Here is a 16,167-nt window from a genome sequence, read left to right as displayed (position 1 = left end):
TTACATCTTTTCATACGGGCGATAGCGCTCCTGCAGCTGGCGCAGCTGATCGATGCGGGCATCGTAACGGGCCTGTTGCAGACTGCCGAGTTTTACCTGCGAGCTGGCGCTGCTCAGCAGCGAGATGGCCTGATCCAGGCGTCCGGCAAGGGCAAAACCTTCGGCCCGGGCAGCCAGCTCCTGATCGCGATGGCCAAGCGCGGCTTCTGCCTGGGCCAGCAGATCCCAACCGTTAGGGTCATCCTTATTACTGAAGGTGTAGCGGTTGAGGAGCGTGGCGGCGTCCTGCGGCTGTCCACCCTGTAAGTAAGCGTTCGCCAGGTTGAGCTGCAGTACCGGGTTGTTGCGCAGATCGCGGGCACCTTTCAGGCGGTTAATCGCATCCTGGGCTTTTTTCTGCCCTAAATCGATATCGGTCGCGAGATCGAGATACCAGGCGTTGCCTGACTCTGCGGCCAGCAGCGGCTGCAGGTTCTTGCGGGCTTCGTCGTAGTTGCTGGCTTCCATCGCCTGCAGTGCACGCCCATACTGGGCCGCCCGCTGCTCACGGACGTTGCCTTTGTTCAGGGCATCCAGCAGATCGTTGGTTAGCTGGTTACGCCCGGAGTTATACATGCCGAGGGTTCTGACCTTCGCCATGTAGAAATCCTGCGAGGACTGCACCACCACCGGACGCATCTGGTTGGCGCGGTTGCGCGCATCCGAAAGGCGGCTTTCCGGAAGCGGGTGGGTGAGCAAAATTTCCGGCGGGCGTGAAGAGTAGCGCGCCTGGTCGAGTAATTTTTCGAGGAAGCCCGGCATCGCCTGCGGGTCAAACCCGGAGCGCTGCAGCACCTGAATACCGATGCGGTCGGCTTCCTGTTCGTTTTGCTGGGTAAAGCTGATCATCCCCTGACGGGTTCCCGCCAGAGTACCGGTCAGCGCCGCCATACCCGCCTGCGGGCTGGCCATCGCCAGCAGGATAGAGCCCAGCGCGCCCACCCAGGTGAGCGGGGCGCTGCGCTTCTGATCTTCCATCGCTCGCGCCAGGTGGCGCTGGGTGACGTGGGAGATTTCGTGCGCCATGACCGAGGCCAGCTGGCTTTCGTTATCGGCATAGCGGAATAACGCCGAGTGCAGCACCACGTTGCCGCCGAAGAAGGCGAAGGCGTTGATCTCGTCGTTATTGATTAAATAGAAGTGGAAAGGCGTCTTGACCGAATTCGCATGGGAGACAAGACGCATCCCCAGCGAATTGATGTACTGCACCAGCAGCGGATCGTTAATCAGCGGCGCGCTGCCGCGCAGCTGGCGCACATAGAAGTCGCCCATTTGCATCTCCTGACCAATGGAGAGCGTGCTTCCTGCCGAGGTGCCCATATCCGGCAATGAGTCTGCAGAGTCAGCGAAGGCTGGCATCATCTGGCCAGCGGTCAGCGCAGCGATGAGCGTCGCAACCAACGTTTTTTTCAACTGCCTGAACATAACCTCTGTCCTGTCTGGTGGGTGTGCTAATTTGACCGAAGAACCCGCATATCGTTCATCTGCGGCTGCTCTGCCAGTGTATTCGCGTCAGGGCGATAAGAAAATCCCTCTTTTCAGGCTTTTGCGTTTTGTGACAGAGCACGAAAAAGCGAAAGTCTTTTCATTAACTCTTCGATACAATTCACCCTTTACGTCCAGCCAACATCTTCAGGGAAGGGTTGTATGCTCGAGTTATTAATGCAGTGGTACCGCCGACGCTTTAGCGATCCCGAAGCCATTGCTTTACTGGTTATTCTGGTTGCCGGATTTGGCATCCTCTTCTTCTTTAGCGGGCTGCTGGCACCGCTGCTGGTGGCGATTGTGCTCGCCTATCTGCTGGAGTGGCCCACCGTCCGGCTGGAAAATATTGGCTGCTCCCGCCGCTGGGCCAGCATCATCGTGCTGGTCTTTTTTGTCGGCATATTAATGGTGATGTCCTTTGTGGTTCTGCCTATCGCCTGGCAGCAGGGGATAAACCTGATCCGCGACATGCCGGGGATGCTGAGCAAACTGTCTGACTTTTCCGCTACTCTGCCGCGCCGCTATCCGGCCCTGATGGACGCGGGCATTATTGATGCGATGGCTGAAAACATGCGTACCCGCATCATGACGATGGGGGATACGGTGGTGAAATTCTCCCTCGCGTCGCTGGTGGGCCTGCTGACGCTGGCGGTCTATCTGGTGCTGGTGCCGCTGATGGTCTTCTTCCTGGTTAAAGATAAAGAGCAGATGCTTAACGCGGTGCGTCGCGTTCTGCCGCGTAACCGTGGCCTGGCAGGGCAGGTGTGGAAAGAGATGAACCAGCAGATCACCAATTACATCCGCGGCAAAGTGCTGGAGATGATTGTCGTTGGGGTCGCCACCTGGATTGGGTTCTTGATCTTTGGCCTGAACTATTCCCTGCTGTTGGCGGTACTGGTCGGCTTCTCGGTGCTTATCCCCTATATCGGGGCCTTTGTGGTCACCATTCCGGTGGTGGGCGTGGCGCTGTTCCAGTTTGGGCTGGGCACGGAGTTCTGGAGCTGTTTCGTCGTCTATCTGATCATTCAGGGACTGGACGGCAACCTGCTGGTGCCGGTGCTGTTCTCGGAAGCGGTGAACCTTCACCCGCTGGTCATTATCCTGTCGGTGGTCATTTTTGGCGGATTATGGGGATTCTGGGGCGTGTTCTTTGCGATCCCGCTGGCAACGCTGATTAAAGCGGTGGTTCACGCATGGCCGGATGTGCCGGCGGTGGAGGAGTAGTTTTTGCCGGGTGGCGCTACGCTTACCCGGCCTACGGTTTTGTGCGGGCTGACGCCCTCACCCCGACCCTCTCCCACGTGGAGAGGGAGCAAACACTAAAAACGGCAACTCAGGTTGCCGTTTTGCATTTACCTTCAGGCGTTCGCTTTAACCCATTCCAGCACCACATCATGGTGATTGCTGGTTTTGAAGTCATCAAACACGTGTTCAACCTTGCCGTCAGCGTCAATCAGGAAGCTGATGCGGTGAATACCGTCATAGGTTTTACCCATAAAGGTTTTCTCACCCCAGACGCCAAACGCGTTGCAGACCTGGTGATCTTCGTCGGACAGCAGCGTGAAGTTCAGCAGCTCTTTTTCGGCGAAGCGAGACAGTTTTTCCGGCTTGTCGGTGCTGATACCCAGCACTTCAACGCCAGCAGTTTTCAACTCGTCCATGTTATCGCGTAAGCCGCAGGCTTGTACGGTACAGCCTGGGGTCATGGCTTTCGGGTAGAAATAGACCAGTACACGCTGTCCCTGGAAGTCGGTTAAATTTACTTGCTCACCGTCTTGATCGGGCAAGCTAAATTTCGGTGCGATGTCACCGGCTTTCAGTGGATTCATTACTCAACTCCATCCTGTTCATGCTGGGAATAATTGACGACGTTAATACTGCCTTGCGCATTCAGTTCTGTACAGAGGGCTTTGAACGCTTGCTCGATATTTGACGCATCGCGCGACGCCGGGCTGTGCGCGGTGATCTGAATAAACAGTTTAGGCACGGTGCCGACTTCACCCGGCTGAGTACGCGAAACCAGCTCAGCGATATTCATCTGGTGGCTGTCAAACAGGGCGGTAAAGCGTTCGATTAAATGCGGGGAGTCCGTCACTTCCACCTGCACCCATACGGTGGCGGGCAGGGCCGGCTGCGGGCGCGCGGTGGTGCGCTTCATCACGATCAGCAGATCCAACTCTGCGCCTTTTAATGGCAGGGTCGATTCAATTAAGGTGATCGCATTCCACGACCCGGAAAGCAGCATGATGAAGGTAAACTCTTCACCCAGCATCGCCAGGCGGCTGTCTTCGATATTGCAGCCGCAGCTACTGACGTGGCGGGTGATGGTGTTCACGATCCCCGGCCTGTCGGCACCCAGCGCAGTGATAACCAGGTAATGTTGTGATGAGGTTGTCAAACCTGTTCTTCCTTTGCGTGGTTTAGTCTTTCTAAGGAAAGCATAAAAAAAACCGGCATACAATAACCTGGAGGCCTCACGTCGCTTGCTTTTATTACAGCACCAAACGTACCATTGAGGCTCTTGTACGCACAGAGGATGGCCCATGTTCACGGGAAGTATTGTCGCGCTTGTTACACCGATGGATGAGAAAGGTAATGTCTGCCGGTCAAGCCTGAAGAAACTGATTGATTATCATGTCGCCAGCGGAACCTCGGCGATTGTTTCGGTAGGGACTACCGGTGAATCTGCAACGTTGAGCCATGAAGAGCATGGCGAAGTGGTCATGATGACTCTCGAACTGGCTGACGGGCGTATCCCGGTTATCGCCGGTACGGGCGCCAACGCGACCGCGGAAGCCATCAGCCTGACCCAGCGTTTCAACGACAGTGGTGTGGTAGGTTGCCTGACGGTCACGCCATACTACAACCGCCCGACCCAGGAAGGTTTGTTCCAGCATTTCAAAGCCATCGCTGAACATACTGACTTGCCACAAATTCTGTATAATGTGCCGTCGCGCACTGGCTGCGATATGCTGCCAGAAACGGTAGGCCGCCTCGCGAAAGTAAAAAATATTATCGGTATTAAAGAGGCGACCGGGAACTTAAGCCGCGTTCATCAGATCAAAGAGCTGGTTTCAGACGACTTTATTCTGCTGAGTGGCGATGATGCGACCTCGCTGGACTTTATGCAGCTCGGTGGCCACGGCGTGATTTCCGTGACCTCCAACGTTGCAGCCCGCGATATGGCTGAAATGTGTAAACTGGCTGCGGCCGGTCATTTCCATGAAGCGCGCTTGATTAACCAGCGTCTGATGCCGCTGCACAACAAATTATTTGTCGAACCCAATCCGATCCCAGTGAAATGGGCATGTAAGGAGTTGGGACTTGTAGCGACCGATACGCTGCGCCTGCCAATGACCCCGATTACCGACCACGGTCGCGAAACGGTCACGAGCGCGCTTAAGCATGCCGGTCTGCTGTAAAGTTTAGGGAGATTTGATGGCTTACTCAGTACAGAAGTCGCGCCTGGCGAAGGTTGCGGGTGTTTCGCTTGTTATGCTGCTCGCGGCCTGTAGCTCAGATTCACGCTACAAGCGCCAGGTGAGTGGTGACGAATCCTATCTGGATGCCGCGCCGCTTGCTGAACTTCATGCACCTGCTGGCATGATCCTGCCGATTCAGAATGGCGACTACAACATTCCGGTCACCAACGGCAGCGGCGCGGTAGGCAAAGCGCTTGATATTCGTCCGCCAGCACAGCCTCTGGCGCTGGTGAGCGGGGCGCGTACTCAGTTCACTGGCGATACCGCAACGCTGCAGGTTGAAAGCGCGCGTAACGCCACGCTGTGGCCGCAGGTGGTCAGCGTCCTTCAGTCGAAGAACTACGCGATTACTCAGCGCGACGACGCCAGCCAGACGCTGTCGACAGACTGGATCGAATGGAACCGTCTGGACGAAGATCAACAGTACCGTGGACGCTATCAAGTCTCTGTTAAACCTCAGGGTTATCAGCAGGCGGTGGTGGTTAAACTGCTGAACCTGGAGCAGGCGGGCAAACCGGTTGCAGACGCGGCATCCATGCAGCGTTACAGCACCGAACTGCTTAACGTCATTGCTGCGGGTCTCGACAAGAACGCCACCGACGCTGCTAATGCCGCTCAGAGCCGCAATGGCGCGACCTTCGACGTGCAGAGCGCTGCCGACGATACTGGTCTGCCAATGCTGGTGGTGCGTGGTCCGTTCAACCAGGTCTGGCAGCGTCTGCCATCCACCCTTGAGCGCGTCGGCATGAAAGTGACCGACAGCACCCGTTCAACCGGCAGCATGACGCTTACCTACAAGCCGCTGTCTGACAGCAGTTGGGAAGCGCTGGGCGTACGCGATCCGGGACTGTCCTCTGGCGATTACAAACTTCAGGTCGGCGATCTGGATAACCGTAGCAGCCTGCAGTTTATCGATCCGAAAGGCCATACGCTGACCCAGTCGCAGAACGATGCGCTGGTCGCTGTCCTCCAGGCAGCCTTCAGCAAGTAAAAAAAAAGGGCTGGTTACTCCAGCCCTTTTAATTTTCGTGCTACGCAAACGTGTGCGTGGCATAATATCTCCAGTTTTGAACACAAATCATCACACCAGGAGTAATGAAGATGCAGAAGCAAGCTGAGTTGTATCGTGGCAAAGCGAAAACCGTATACAGCACGGAAAACCCGGATCTGTTGGTGCTCGAGTTCCGCAATGATACGTCAGCAGGAGATGGCGCGCGCATTGAGCAGTTTGACCGTAAAGGGATGGTGAACAACAAGTTCAACCACTTCATTATGAGCAAGCTGGAAGAAGCGGGCATCCCGACGCAGATGGAAGCGTTGCTGTCCGATACGGAGTGTCTGGTGAAGAAGCTGGATATGGTGCCGGTTGAATGTGTCGTTCGTAACCGCGCCGCGGGCTCCCTGGTGAAGCGTCTGGGTATCGAAGAGGGTATCGAGCTGAATCCGCCGCTGTTCGACCTGTTCCTGAAAAACGACGCCATGCACGATCCGATGGTCAACGAATCTTACTGCGAAACCTTTGGCTGGGTGAGCAAAGAGAACCTGGCGCGCATGCAGGAACTGACCTACAAAGCCAACGACGTGCTGAAGAAGCTGTTTGACGACGCGGGCCTGATCCTGGTCGACTTCAAACTGGAATTCGGACTGTATAAAGGCGAGGTGGTGCTGGGTGATGAATTCTCCCCGGACGGCAGCCGCCTGTGGGACAAAGAGACCCTGGATAAAATGGACAAAGACCGCTTCCGCCAAAGCCTCGGCGGCGTAATCGAAGCGTATGAAGCCGTTGCCCACCGTCTGGGCGTCAATCTCGACTAATCCTGCCTTTTCTGCCAGGGGAGCGAAAGGTCCTCTGGCATCTCACCCCTGTTTCCAGTGGTAATCTTGTCCCGAACCGCCTACGATCTACCTATTATTAGGATGATATTTTTCGAGGTGGTTATGCGTTGGCAAGGACGTCGCGAAAGCGACAATGTAGAAGACAGACGTAGTGGCGGCGGTGGCCCATCCATGGGCGGCCCGGGTTTTCGTTTACCTGGCGGCAAGGGCGGCATCATTATCCTGCTGGTTGTGGTGGTGGCGGGCTACTACGGCGTCGACCTCAGCGGCTTGCTGACCGGGCAACCGATGCAGCAGCAACAGTATCAATCTCCGCGATCCATCAGCCCGAACGAAGATGAAGCGGCGAAGTTTACCTCGGTGATCCTCGCTACAACGGAAGATACCTGGGGCCAGCTGTTCGACAAAATGGGCCGGACCTACCAGCAGCCGAAGCTGGTGATGTATCGCGGCGCCACGCGCACCGGCTGCGGTACCGGGCAATCGGTGATGGGGCCGTTCTACTGTCCTGCTGATTCTACCGTCTATATCGATCTCTCCTTCTACGATGACATGAAACGCAAACTGGGCGCCGACGGCGACTTTGCCCAGGGCTACGTCATCGCCCATGAAGTGGGCCATCACGTGCAAAAACTGCTCGGGATTGAGCCTAAAGTTCGCCAGCTTCAGCAGAATGCCAGCGAGAAAGAGGTGAATGCCCTGTCAGTGCGCATGGAACTGCAGGCCGACTGCTTTGCCGGCGTCTGGGGCCACAGTATGCAGCAGGAGGGGGTGCTGGAAGCGGGCGATCTGGAAGAGGCGCTTAACGCAGCCCACGCCATTGGCGATGACCGTTTGCAAAAGCAAAGTCAGGGTCATGTCGTGCCGGACAGCTTTACCCACGGCACGTCGGAACAGCGCTACAGCTGGTTCAAAAAAGGTTTTGACGGCGGCGATCCGGCGCAATGCAATACCTTCGGCAAGGCAATCTGATCCTCAATGTCAGGGATGAATTTATCAGGCCTGCCTGAACAACTGGCGCGGGAGGGGCACCGGCGGCTGCTGGTGCTGAGTGGAGATGAAAACTGGACGCAGCAGCAGGCGCTGCTGCTGAAAGGGCACTATCCCGGGGACTGGCTGTGGATTGGCCCTGACGCCCCGCCATCGCCTTCCTGCGCGCCGCAGGCGCTGCATCAACTGCTGGGCCGCGAGTTTCTCCATGCTATCTTCGATGCCCGACAGGGCTTTGACGTCTCGGCGTTTGCCGCCGTGGCGGGCACGCTGCGTGCCGGAAGCGTGCTGGTATTACTCACGCCCGATCTGGCGCGCTGGCCGCAGGAATCCGACCAGGATTCACTGCGCTGGAGCGACAGCCCGCAGCCCATCCCCACGCCGCGTTTTATTCACCGCTTCTGCCGCCACATCCTGCGCGATCCGCTGGTATTACGCTGGCAGCAGGGCGAGCCTTTTAGCTTTACGCCATCCGCACCGGCACCCGCCTGGCACCCGGCCAGCGGCGAACCGCAGAGCGAGCAGGCGGCTGTTCTCGACCAACTCATGACGATGCCCGAAGGCGTCGCCGCCGTGACCGCCCCGCGCGGGCGCGGCAAATCGGCGCTGGCGGGCATGCTGTTGCAGCGCATTGCCGGCAACGCCATTGTCACCGCCCCCGCCAGAGCGGCGACGGAGGTCATTGCCCGCTTTGGCGGCGAGCGCTACCACTTTATCGCCCCGGATGCGCTGCTGGCTTCGGATCTGCACGCCGACTGGCTGATTGTCGATGAGGCGGCAGCCATTTCCGGCCCGCTGCTCGAGAGGCTGGTGACGCGCTTCCCTCGCGTTCTGCTCACCACTACGGTGCAGGGCTACGAAGGCACCGGCCGGGGCTTTTTACTGAAATTCTGCGCCCGTTTTGCCGGGCTGCGTTACTTCACGCTCTCCGCCCCGGTGCGCTGGGCCGCAGGCTGTCCGCTGGAGCGCATTATTGCGGATGTCCTGCTGTTTGATGATGAGCCCGACGACCGCGTTCCGCAGGGCGGAATCAGTTATATGCCGCTGGAGCAGGAGGCCTGGAGCCGCGAGCCCGCGCTGCCGACCGCCGTCTACAAACTGCTCTGCGCCGCCCACTACCGAACGTCACCCTTGGATCTGCGGCGCATGATGGATGCCCCCGGGCAGCATTTTGCCGTCGCCCGCGCCGGGGAGAGCGTCTGCGGCGCGCTGTGGCTGGTGGAGGAGGGCGGTCTGAGCCCGGCGCTCAGCCAGGCGGTGTGGGCGGGCTACCGGCGTCCGCGCGGTAATCTGGTGGCGCAATCTTTAGCAGCCCACGGCGGCTCACCTCAGGCGGCGACGCTCACCGCCCGACGGGTAACCCGGGTGGCCGTCCATCCTGCCCGCCAGCGTGAAGGCATTGGTCAGGCGCTGGTGGCCAGTAGCCGCCAGCAGGAGAGCCTCGACTACCTTTCCGTCAGCTTCGGCTACACCGACGAGCTGTGGCGCTTCTGGCAGCGCTGTGGATTTGTGCTGGTACGCATGGGCAGTCACCGCGAAGCCAGCAGTGGCTGCTTCACGGCGATGGCGATCCTGCCGCTCAGCGCGGCGGGGCAGGCGCTGTGCCAGCGTGAGCATCATCGGCTGTGCCGCGATGCTGCGGTAATTGAGCGCTGGAACGGTGAAAAGATCCCGGTACAGCCTGCAGAGGAAGCTACCCTTAATGATGATGACTGGCTTGAGCTGGCCGGGTTTGCTTTTGCGCACCGCCCGCTCACGGCGTCGCTCGCCAGCCTGACGCGATTGCTGAACACCGCGGATCTGCCGCTGACCGGCCTGCGGGGCAAAATCGGGCAGGGCATGGACGACAGCGACCTGAGCCAACTGTTGGGGCTGAGCGGGCGCAAGGCGTTGTTGAGTTATCTGCGCAGCGAGGCGGGTCAGGCGCTGGCCCAGCTGGACAACCCCCGCTGTCAGGAGCTGAAACAGACTGTTTTGCAATGGCAATTTTTTCAATGACTTCATCAGTAAACTGGCATGTTCATTCTGCCTGTCAGGCGTAGAATCCCGCTTATCAATTAAGGAGACTGCCATGAAACATGACCATTTTGTTGTCCAGAGCCCCGATAAACCGGCCAAACAGCTGCTGCTGCTGTTTCATGGCGTCGGCGATAACCCGGTCAATATGGGGCAGGTTGGCAGCTGGTTTGCGCCGCTGTTTCCCGACGCTCTGGTGGTCAGCGTGGGCGGTCCACAGCCGTGCGGCCCGAACGGTCGCCAGTGGTTTTCGGTGCAGGACGTGACCGAAGAGAGCCGTCAGGGGCGGGTGGATGCCATCATGCCGACCTTTGTCGAAACGGTGCGTTACTGGCAGCAGCAGAGCGGGGTGAAGTCAGATGCCACCGCGCTGATTGGTTTTTCTCAGGGCGCGATCATGGCGCTGGAGAGCATAAAGGCGGAGCCGGGCCTGGTCTCTCGGGTGATTGCTTTCAACGGTCGCTATGCGACCTTGCCCGAGCAGGCGACCACGAAGACCACTATCCATCTGATCCACGGCGGGGAAGATCGCGTGATCGAGCTTTCCCATGCGGTTGCCGCTCAGGAAGCGCTGATCCGCGCAGGGGGCGATGTGACGCTGGATATTGTCGACGATCTGGGCCACGCCATTGACGATCGCAGCGTTCAGTTTGCGCTGGATCACCTGCGGTATACCGTGCCGAAACACTACTTCGATGAAGCGCTCAGCGGCGGCAAGCCGAATGATGACGATATTGTTGAATTCTTTTAGCGGATAACCCTCTCCCCGTCGGGGAGAGGGTGAAGGCGTTACTTCTTCTGGTCTTTCTTCGGCCAGTCGTCTTCATCATCCCACTTGTCATTAAAATCACGGTGGGGAGGGAGTTCAGGTTTGTTGGCGAGGAATTTCTTATGGTCAACGCGCTTGAGATCCTTGATCACGTTCAGCAGCACGCCTACCAGAAAAACCAGTACCAGGATCCACCAGTATTTAGCCAGCCAGTCCATTCGCTTATCCTTCTTTGGGGCAACCGTCAGGCGACGAGCTGCTCCATGATACGTTGATACATACGGGCCAGCAGTTGCAAATCTGCGGCGTTCACGCATTCATTGATTTTATGAATCGTGGCGTTCACCGGCCCAAGTTCGACCACCTGTGCACCCATGCGGGCAATAAAGCGACCATCAGAGGTACCGCCTGTGGTCAGCAGTTGCGGTTTAATTTCATTATAGTGCGCGATAGCGTTAACCACCGCATCCACCAGCTTACCGCGTCCGGTCAGGAACGGCTGGCCGGACAGCCACCAGTCGATGCTGTAGCGCAGCTGGTGTTTTTCCAGCAGGGCCACCACGCGGGCTTTGATCATTTCGTCCGTCAGCTCGGTGCTGAAGCGGAAGTTAAACTGCACAAACAGATCGCCAGGGATAACGTTGTTGCTGCCGGTACCGGCCTGGATGTTGGCAATCTGCATGCTGGTCGGGGGGAAATAGTCGTTGCCCTTATCCCATTCGATCCCGACCAGCTCGTTGAGCATCGGGGCGGCGCGATGTACCGGATTGTCGGCCAGATGCGGATAGGCCACATGACCCTGTACGCCGTGAATGGTCAGGTTACAGGTGATGGAGCCGCGACGGCCATTTTTGACCACGTCACCCACCACTTCGGTGCTGGACGGCTCGCCCACCAGGCAGTAATCCAGACGTTCGTTGCGCGCCATCAGCGTTTCAACCACCTTCACGGTGCCGTTTTTAGCGCTGGCCTCTTCATCAGAGGTGATCAAGAACGCCAGACGGCCTTTATGGTTCGGGTATTGCGCCACGAAACGTTCGGCGGCAACCACCATCGCCGCCAGGGAGCCTTTCATGTCCGCCGCGCCGCGGCCAAACAGCATGCCGTCGCGGATGGTCGGTTCGAAAGGCGGATTGATCCAGCGGTCGGCATCCCCGGCTGGCACTACATCGGTATGGCCGGCAAACGCCAGCGTTTCACCCTGACCGCGCCAGGCCCAGAAATTTTGCGTGTCGCCAAAATCCATCGGTTCGACGGTAAAACCAATCGCCCGCAGGCGTTCGATCATCAGAGCCTGACAACCCGCATCATCGGGGCTCAGGGAAGGGCGGCGAATAAGCTGCTGAGTCAGCTCAATGACCGGGCATGACATAGACTACACCTCAATAAAATAGGTTTGGTATTGATTTTCGTTGAAACCCAGCAGCATAGGCTTACCGGGCGTCCAGAGCAATGGGCGTTTGATGATTGCAGGCATTTCAAGCATTAACGCCGCTGCGCTGTCCGCATTGTTGATGCTGGCGCGCAGGGATTCATCCAGTTTACGCCAGGTGGTGCCGCGGGTGTTCAGCAGGGCTTCCCAGCCGAGCTCGGCGATGAACTTCTGCATCAAATCAGCATCAAGGCCGTCAGCGCGATAATCGTGAAAACGGTAGTCAACGTTGTTCTGCTCCAGCCAGCGGCGGGCTTTTTTAATGGTGTCGCAATTTTTGATGCCGTACAGGGTGGTCATGGTGAATCCTTTTGTCTTAAAAGTGGGCGTTTGCTCAGTATTTTCGATGATTAAAGGTTTGCGGAAATATAACACATTTGTTTTATTACATTATTGAATATTCAACCGCGGCATAAATAGTGCACAGGTCATGAATATTATTTCATCTTTATCGCATAGAAGTCCAACGGCGAAAAAGTTTAGTAAGAACAGGGAGTAAATAAACATCTCACCCTCGATCAAGGTTATTTCAAAATATTGCAGTTGGTCACATAAAATTTATGGAGAAGGACCCATATTATCTACAAGCCAGTCGTACCAACGGGGGTAGAGCAGTACCACTGATTAAAAAGTCTTCACAATGATGATATATTCTCGTAGAATGGCCCATAATAATAAGAGAGGTAGTTATGATTGAACGTGAACTGGGGAACTGGAAAGATTTTATCGAAGGCATGCTTCGTAAATGACATTCAGCAAGAATTGCAAGAGCACTTAATTAGTTAATAACAATAGTGTGAAAATAAACACACAAAAAAGGCGTCCGGTAAGGACGCCTTTTTTATTTTCAGTAGCTTATTTCTGTCGTTCCTTTAACGGGAAACGTCGACGCACCAGAACAAAGAACAGCGGCACGAAGTAAATGGCGAGGATCGTCGCCGAGATCATCCCGCCCATCACCCCGGTACCCACCGCATGCTGACTGCTGGACCCCGCACCGGAGCTGGTTGCCATCGGCAGCACGCCAAAGACGAACGCCAGGGAGGTCATCAGAATAGGCCGCAGACGCTGGCGACAGGCTTCGAGGGTCGCGGCCATCAGGTCGTGACCTTTTTCATTCATCTCGTTGGCGAACTCGACAATCAGAATGGCGTTCTTCGCCGACAGGCCGATGACCGTTAACAGCCCCACCTGGAAGTAGACGTCATTTTCCAGGCCGCGCATCCAGGTGGCGAGCAGAGCGCCGATCACCCCCAGTGGAACCACCAGCATCACCGAGAACGGCACCGACCAGCTCTCATACAGCGCGGCCAGACACAGGAACACCACCAGCAGCGACAGGGCATACAATGCCGGAGCCTGGGCACCCGAGAGGCGCTCCTGATAGGACATGGCGGTCCACTCGAGGCCAAACCCGGCAGGCAGCTGCTGCACCAGATTTTCCATCGTATCCATGGCGGTACCGGTGCTGACGCCCGGCGCGGCTTCCCCGACAATCTCTACCGCAGCGTAGCCGTTATAGCGCTCCAGACGCGGTGAACCGGTCTCCCAGCGCGAGGTGGCAAAGGCCGAGAAGGGCACCATGCCTCCGTCTTTATTGCGCACATACCACAGGTTGATATCATCCGGCAGCATGCGGTATTTAGCCGCCGACTGGACATAGACCTTCTTCACGCGGCCACGATCCATAAAGTCGTTCACGTAGCTCGAGCCCCACGCGGTTTGCAGGGTGTCGTTGATGTCGTCGATGGAGACGCCCAGCGCCTGCGCTTTGCGCTGATCGATATCGATTTGCAGCTGCGGGCTGTCGTCCAGACCGTTGTGGCGCACGCGGGTCAGGGAAGGCTCTTCCCCGGCCAGCTCCAGCAGCCGGTCGCGGGCGGCCATCAGGGCGTCATGACCGGCTCCGGCGTGATCCTGCAGCTCCATGTCAAAGCCTGCCGAGCTGCCGAGCCCGCTAATGGCCGGTGGGCTGCTGGCAAAAACCCGCGCCTCTTTTATGTGGCTGAAGGCTTTGGTGGCGCGCTCGATAATGGCGAACGAGCTGCCGGTTTTGGCATCACGCTCATCCCAGTCTTTCAGGCGGACAAACATACGCGCCACGTTCTGCCCGTTCCCGCCGGGGCCGGAGCCCACGGTGGCAAAGACCGACAGCACGTTGTCTTTCTCCTGGTTAAAGAAGTACGACTCCACCTGCTGCACCACCTTCAGGGTCTGCTGCTGGGTCGAGCCGCTCGGTAACTGTACCGAGGTGATAAACATGCCCCGGTCTTCCAGTGGCAGGAACGAGGTGGGCAGGCGCAGGAACATAAAGACCATGCCCCCCAGCAGCAGAACGTAGATCAGCATCCAGCGCAGGCTGCGTTGCAGGATCCGCCCCACGCCCGCTTCGTAGCGCGCTGCGTTGCGGTTAAACATGCGGTTGAACCAGCCGAAGAACCCTTTCTGACCGTGCTGCTCGCCCTTATGCAGCGGCTTAAGCAGGGTGGCGCACAGCGCCGGGGTGAGGATCATCGCCACCAGCACCGACAGCACCATCGCCGCAACGATGGTTATTGAGAACTGGCGGTAGATCGCCCCGGTGGTGCCGCCGAAGAAGGCCATCGGCACAAAGACCGCCGACAGCACCATGGCGATACCCACCAGCGCGCCCTGGATCTGCTTCATCGATTTCCGTGTGGCTTCACGGGGCGAGAGTCCCTCTTCGCTCATGATACGTTCGACGTTCTCCACCACCACGATGGCGTCATCCACCAGCAGGCCTATCGCCAGCACCATCGCGAACATGGTGAGGGTATTAATGCTGTAGCCAAAGGCGTAGAGCACCGTGAAGGTGCCCATCAACACCACCGGAACGGCGATGGTCGGGATCAGCGTTGCGCGGAAGTTTTGCAGGAACAGATACATCACCAGGAATACCAGGGCGATGGCTTCCAGCAGGGTTTTCACCACATCTTCAATGGAGGCCTTCACGAACGAGGTGGTCTCGTAGGCGATTTTGTATTCCAGCCCGTGGGGAAAATAGTGCGACAGCTCATCGAGACGGTCGATCACCAGCTCCGCGGTGGCCATCTCGTTAGCGCCGGAGGCCAGCTTAACGCCCAGCCCGGAGGCCGCTTTGCCGTTAAAGCGGCTCAGGTAATCGTACTTCTCGGCCCCCATCTCTACGGTGGCAACATCCCCCAGACGCACCTCGGATCCATCCTGATTGACGCGCAGGGTGATATCGCGGAACTGCTGCGGGGTCTGCAACAGCGACTGGGAGTTAATGGTGGCATTCAGCGCCTGCTTGTCCACGGACGGCGTTCCGCCCAGCTGACCCACCGCAATCTGCGCGTTCTGTGATTCGATGGCGTCGGTGACGTCTTTCGCGGTCATCTGGAAGCTGTTGAGCTTCGCCGGATCGAGCCAGATACGCATCGAGTATTGCGACCCGTAGGCGTCGATATCCCCCACGCCGTTGATACGGCTCAGCGGATCCTGAATATTACTGGCGACATAGTCGGCGATATCCTGCTTATCCATTGAGCCGTCAGTGGAGACAAACGCAATGGTCAGGATGTTGGTATCGCCGGTTTTACGCACCGTCACGCCCTGATTCTGAACCGCCTGCGGCAGCTTACGCATGGCCGACTGCAGCTGGTTCTGCACCTGTTGCACCGCTTCATCCGGGTCGGCGCCCGCGGTAAAGCTCAGGGTTATCGACGCCTGGCCGGTGGCGCTGCTCTGGGACGACATGTACATCAGGTTGTCGAGGCCCGTCATGTTCTGCTCAATCACCTGGGTGACGGTGTTCTCCAGGGTTTGCGCGGATGCTCCCGGATAGTTGGCCGTGATCCGCACGTTAGGCGGAGCCAGATCGGGATACTGCTCAACGGGAAGGGAAAAAATAGCCAGCGTGCCGGTCAGACACAACAGAATTGCCAGCACCCAGGCAAAAATGGGGCGATCGATGAAAAAATTCGCCATTAAAGTAGGACCTCGTTTTGCTGCGCGTCGTAATTGTTTATAGCCCGCATAACTCTAGCGGTAAGGGGGATGTCAAACGTGGAGAAATAAAGGAGATAATGTAAATTATCATGCGCTTTCTCCGCGCCATCGCCCGTTGTGCAGCGGTG

The 16,167-nt window shown here is 57.6% G+C and carries 15 protein-coding genes; 8 read left to right on the top strand and 7 right to left on the bottom strand.

What is annotated here, in order from left to right:
* Positions 1-1,464, bottom strand: a complete 1,464-nt coding sequence (bepA, locus tag ACOYA6_RS12210; RefSeq protein ID WP_039029689.1) for a beta-barrel assembly-enhancing protease — start codon at positions 1,462-1,464, stop codon at positions 1-3.
* A gap of 222 nt (positions 1,465-1,686) precedes the next feature.
* Between bepA and ACOYA6_RS12205 the strand changes: the two genes are divergently transcribed.
* Positions 1,687-2,748, top strand: a complete 1,062-nt coding sequence (locus ACOYA6_RS12205) for an AI-2E family transporter (protein WP_138369778.1) — start codon at positions 1,687-1,689, stop codon at positions 2,746-2,748.
* A gap of 134 nt (positions 2,749-2,882) precedes the next feature.
* Here the strand turns inward: ACOYA6_RS12205 and bcp are convergent, their stop codons facing one another.
* Positions 2,883-3,353 carry a thioredoxin-dependent thiol peroxidase gene (gene bcp, locus ACOYA6_RS12200; protein ID WP_039029687.1) on the bottom strand — a complete coding sequence of 157 codons (471 nt, stop codon included), beginning with the start codon at positions 3,351-3,353 and terminating at the stop codon, positions 2,883-2,885.
* The gene (locus ACOYA6_RS12195) at positions 3,353-3,922 is read right to left on the bottom strand and encodes a glycine cleavage system transcriptional repressor (protein WP_039029686.1); all 570 of its coding nucleotides are present in this window, start codon (positions 3,920-3,922) and stop codon (positions 3,353-3,355) included. Before ACOYA6_RS12195 ends, bcp begins: the two co-directional genes overlap by 1 nt.
* Positions 3,923-4,067: 145 nt before the next feature.
* Between ACOYA6_RS12195 and dapA the strand changes: the two genes are divergently transcribed.
* From dapA to ypfH, 6 genes are all read left to right on the top strand, one after another.
* Complete coding sequence (gene dapA, locus ACOYA6_RS12190) at positions 4,068-4,946, top strand: 4-hydroxy-tetrahydrodipicolinate synthase (RefSeq protein ID WP_138369780.1); 879 nt, start codon at positions 4,068-4,070, stop codon at positions 4,944-4,946.
* A gap of 16 nt (positions 4,947-4,962) precedes the next feature.
* Complete coding sequence (gene bamC, locus ACOYA6_RS12185; RefSeq protein ID WP_223073666.1) at positions 4,963-5,997, top strand: outer membrane protein assembly factor BamC; 1,035 nt, start codon at positions 4,963-4,965, stop codon at positions 5,995-5,997.
* A gap of 110 nt (positions 5,998-6,107) precedes the next feature.
* On the top strand, positions 6,108-6,821 hold the full coding sequence (purC, locus tag ACOYA6_RS12180; protein WP_139563344.1) for a phosphoribosylaminoimidazolesuccinocarboxamide synthase: 714 nt from the start codon (positions 6,108-6,110) through the stop codon (positions 6,819-6,821).
* 123 nt (positions 6,822-6,944) lie between these two features.
* Positions 6,945-7,814: a KPN_02809 family neutral zinc metallopeptidase gene (ypfJ, locus tag ACOYA6_RS12175; protein WP_039029682.1), complete on the top strand. Its 870-nt coding sequence runs from the start codon at positions 6,945-6,947 to the stop codon at positions 7,812-7,814.
* Positions 7,815-7,829: 15 nt separating this feature from the next.
* Complete coding sequence (locus ACOYA6_RS12170) at positions 7,830-9,830, top strand: tRNA(Met) cytidine acetyltransferase TmcA (protein WP_422654792.1); 2,001 nt, start codon at positions 7,830-7,832, stop codon at positions 9,828-9,830.
* Between the two features lie 73 nt (positions 9,831-9,903).
* A complete protein-coding gene (ypfH, locus tag ACOYA6_RS12165) occupies positions 9,904-10,599 on the top strand; it encodes an esterase (protein ID WP_422654763.1) in 696 nt (231 codons plus the stop codon).
* A gap of 38 nt (positions 10,600-10,637) precedes the next feature.
* Here ypfH and ACOYA6_RS12160 read toward each other — a convergent pair whose 3' ends face one another.
* From ACOYA6_RS12160 to ACOYA6_RS12150, 3 genes are read right to left on the bottom strand one after another with little or no spacing between them, the layout of a single operon-like run.
* The gene (locus ACOYA6_RS12160; protein ID WP_039029679.1) at positions 10,638-10,835 is read right to left on the bottom strand and encodes a YpfN family protein; all 198 of its coding nucleotides are present in this window, start codon (positions 10,833-10,835) and stop codon (positions 10,638-10,640) included.
* Between the two features lie 26 nt (positions 10,836-10,861).
* The gene (dapE, locus tag ACOYA6_RS12155) at positions 10,862-11,989 is read right to left on the bottom strand and encodes a succinyl-diaminopimelate desuccinylase (RefSeq protein WP_039029678.1); all 1,128 of its coding nucleotides are present in this window, start codon (positions 11,987-11,989) and stop codon (positions 10,862-10,864) included.
* A 3-nt stretch (positions 11,990-11,992) separates the two neighbouring features.
* Complete coding sequence (locus tag ACOYA6_RS12150; protein WP_138369783.1) at positions 11,993-12,349, bottom strand: ArsC family reductase; 357 nt, start codon at positions 12,347-12,349, stop codon at positions 11,993-11,995.
* Between the two features lie 389 nt (positions 12,350-12,738).
* Between ACOYA6_RS12150 and ypfM the strand changes: the two genes are divergently transcribed.
* Positions 12,739-12,798, top strand: a complete 60-nt coding sequence (ypfM, locus tag ACOYA6_RS12145) for a protein YpfM (protein ID WP_015572204.1) — start codon at positions 12,739-12,741, stop codon at positions 12,796-12,798.
* Positions 12,799-12,904: 106 nt separating this feature from the next.
* Here ypfM and acrD read toward each other — a convergent pair whose 3' ends face one another.
* Positions 12,905-16,018 (bottom strand): multidrug efflux RND transporter permease AcrD, encoded by a 3,114-nt coding sequence (acrD, locus tag ACOYA6_RS12140; RefSeq protein WP_039029676.1) that lies wholly within the window; start codon positions 16,016-16,018, stop codon positions 12,905-12,907.
* Positions 16,019-16,167 lie beyond the last annotated feature (149 nt).

Source organism: Leclercia barmai (assembly GCF_049312895.1).
GTDB classification, from domain to species: domain Bacteria; phylum Pseudomonadota; class Gammaproteobacteria; order Enterobacterales; family Enterobacteriaceae; genus Enterobacter; species Enterobacter barmai.
This window is presented reverse-complemented; position numbering and strand designations above follow the sequence as displayed.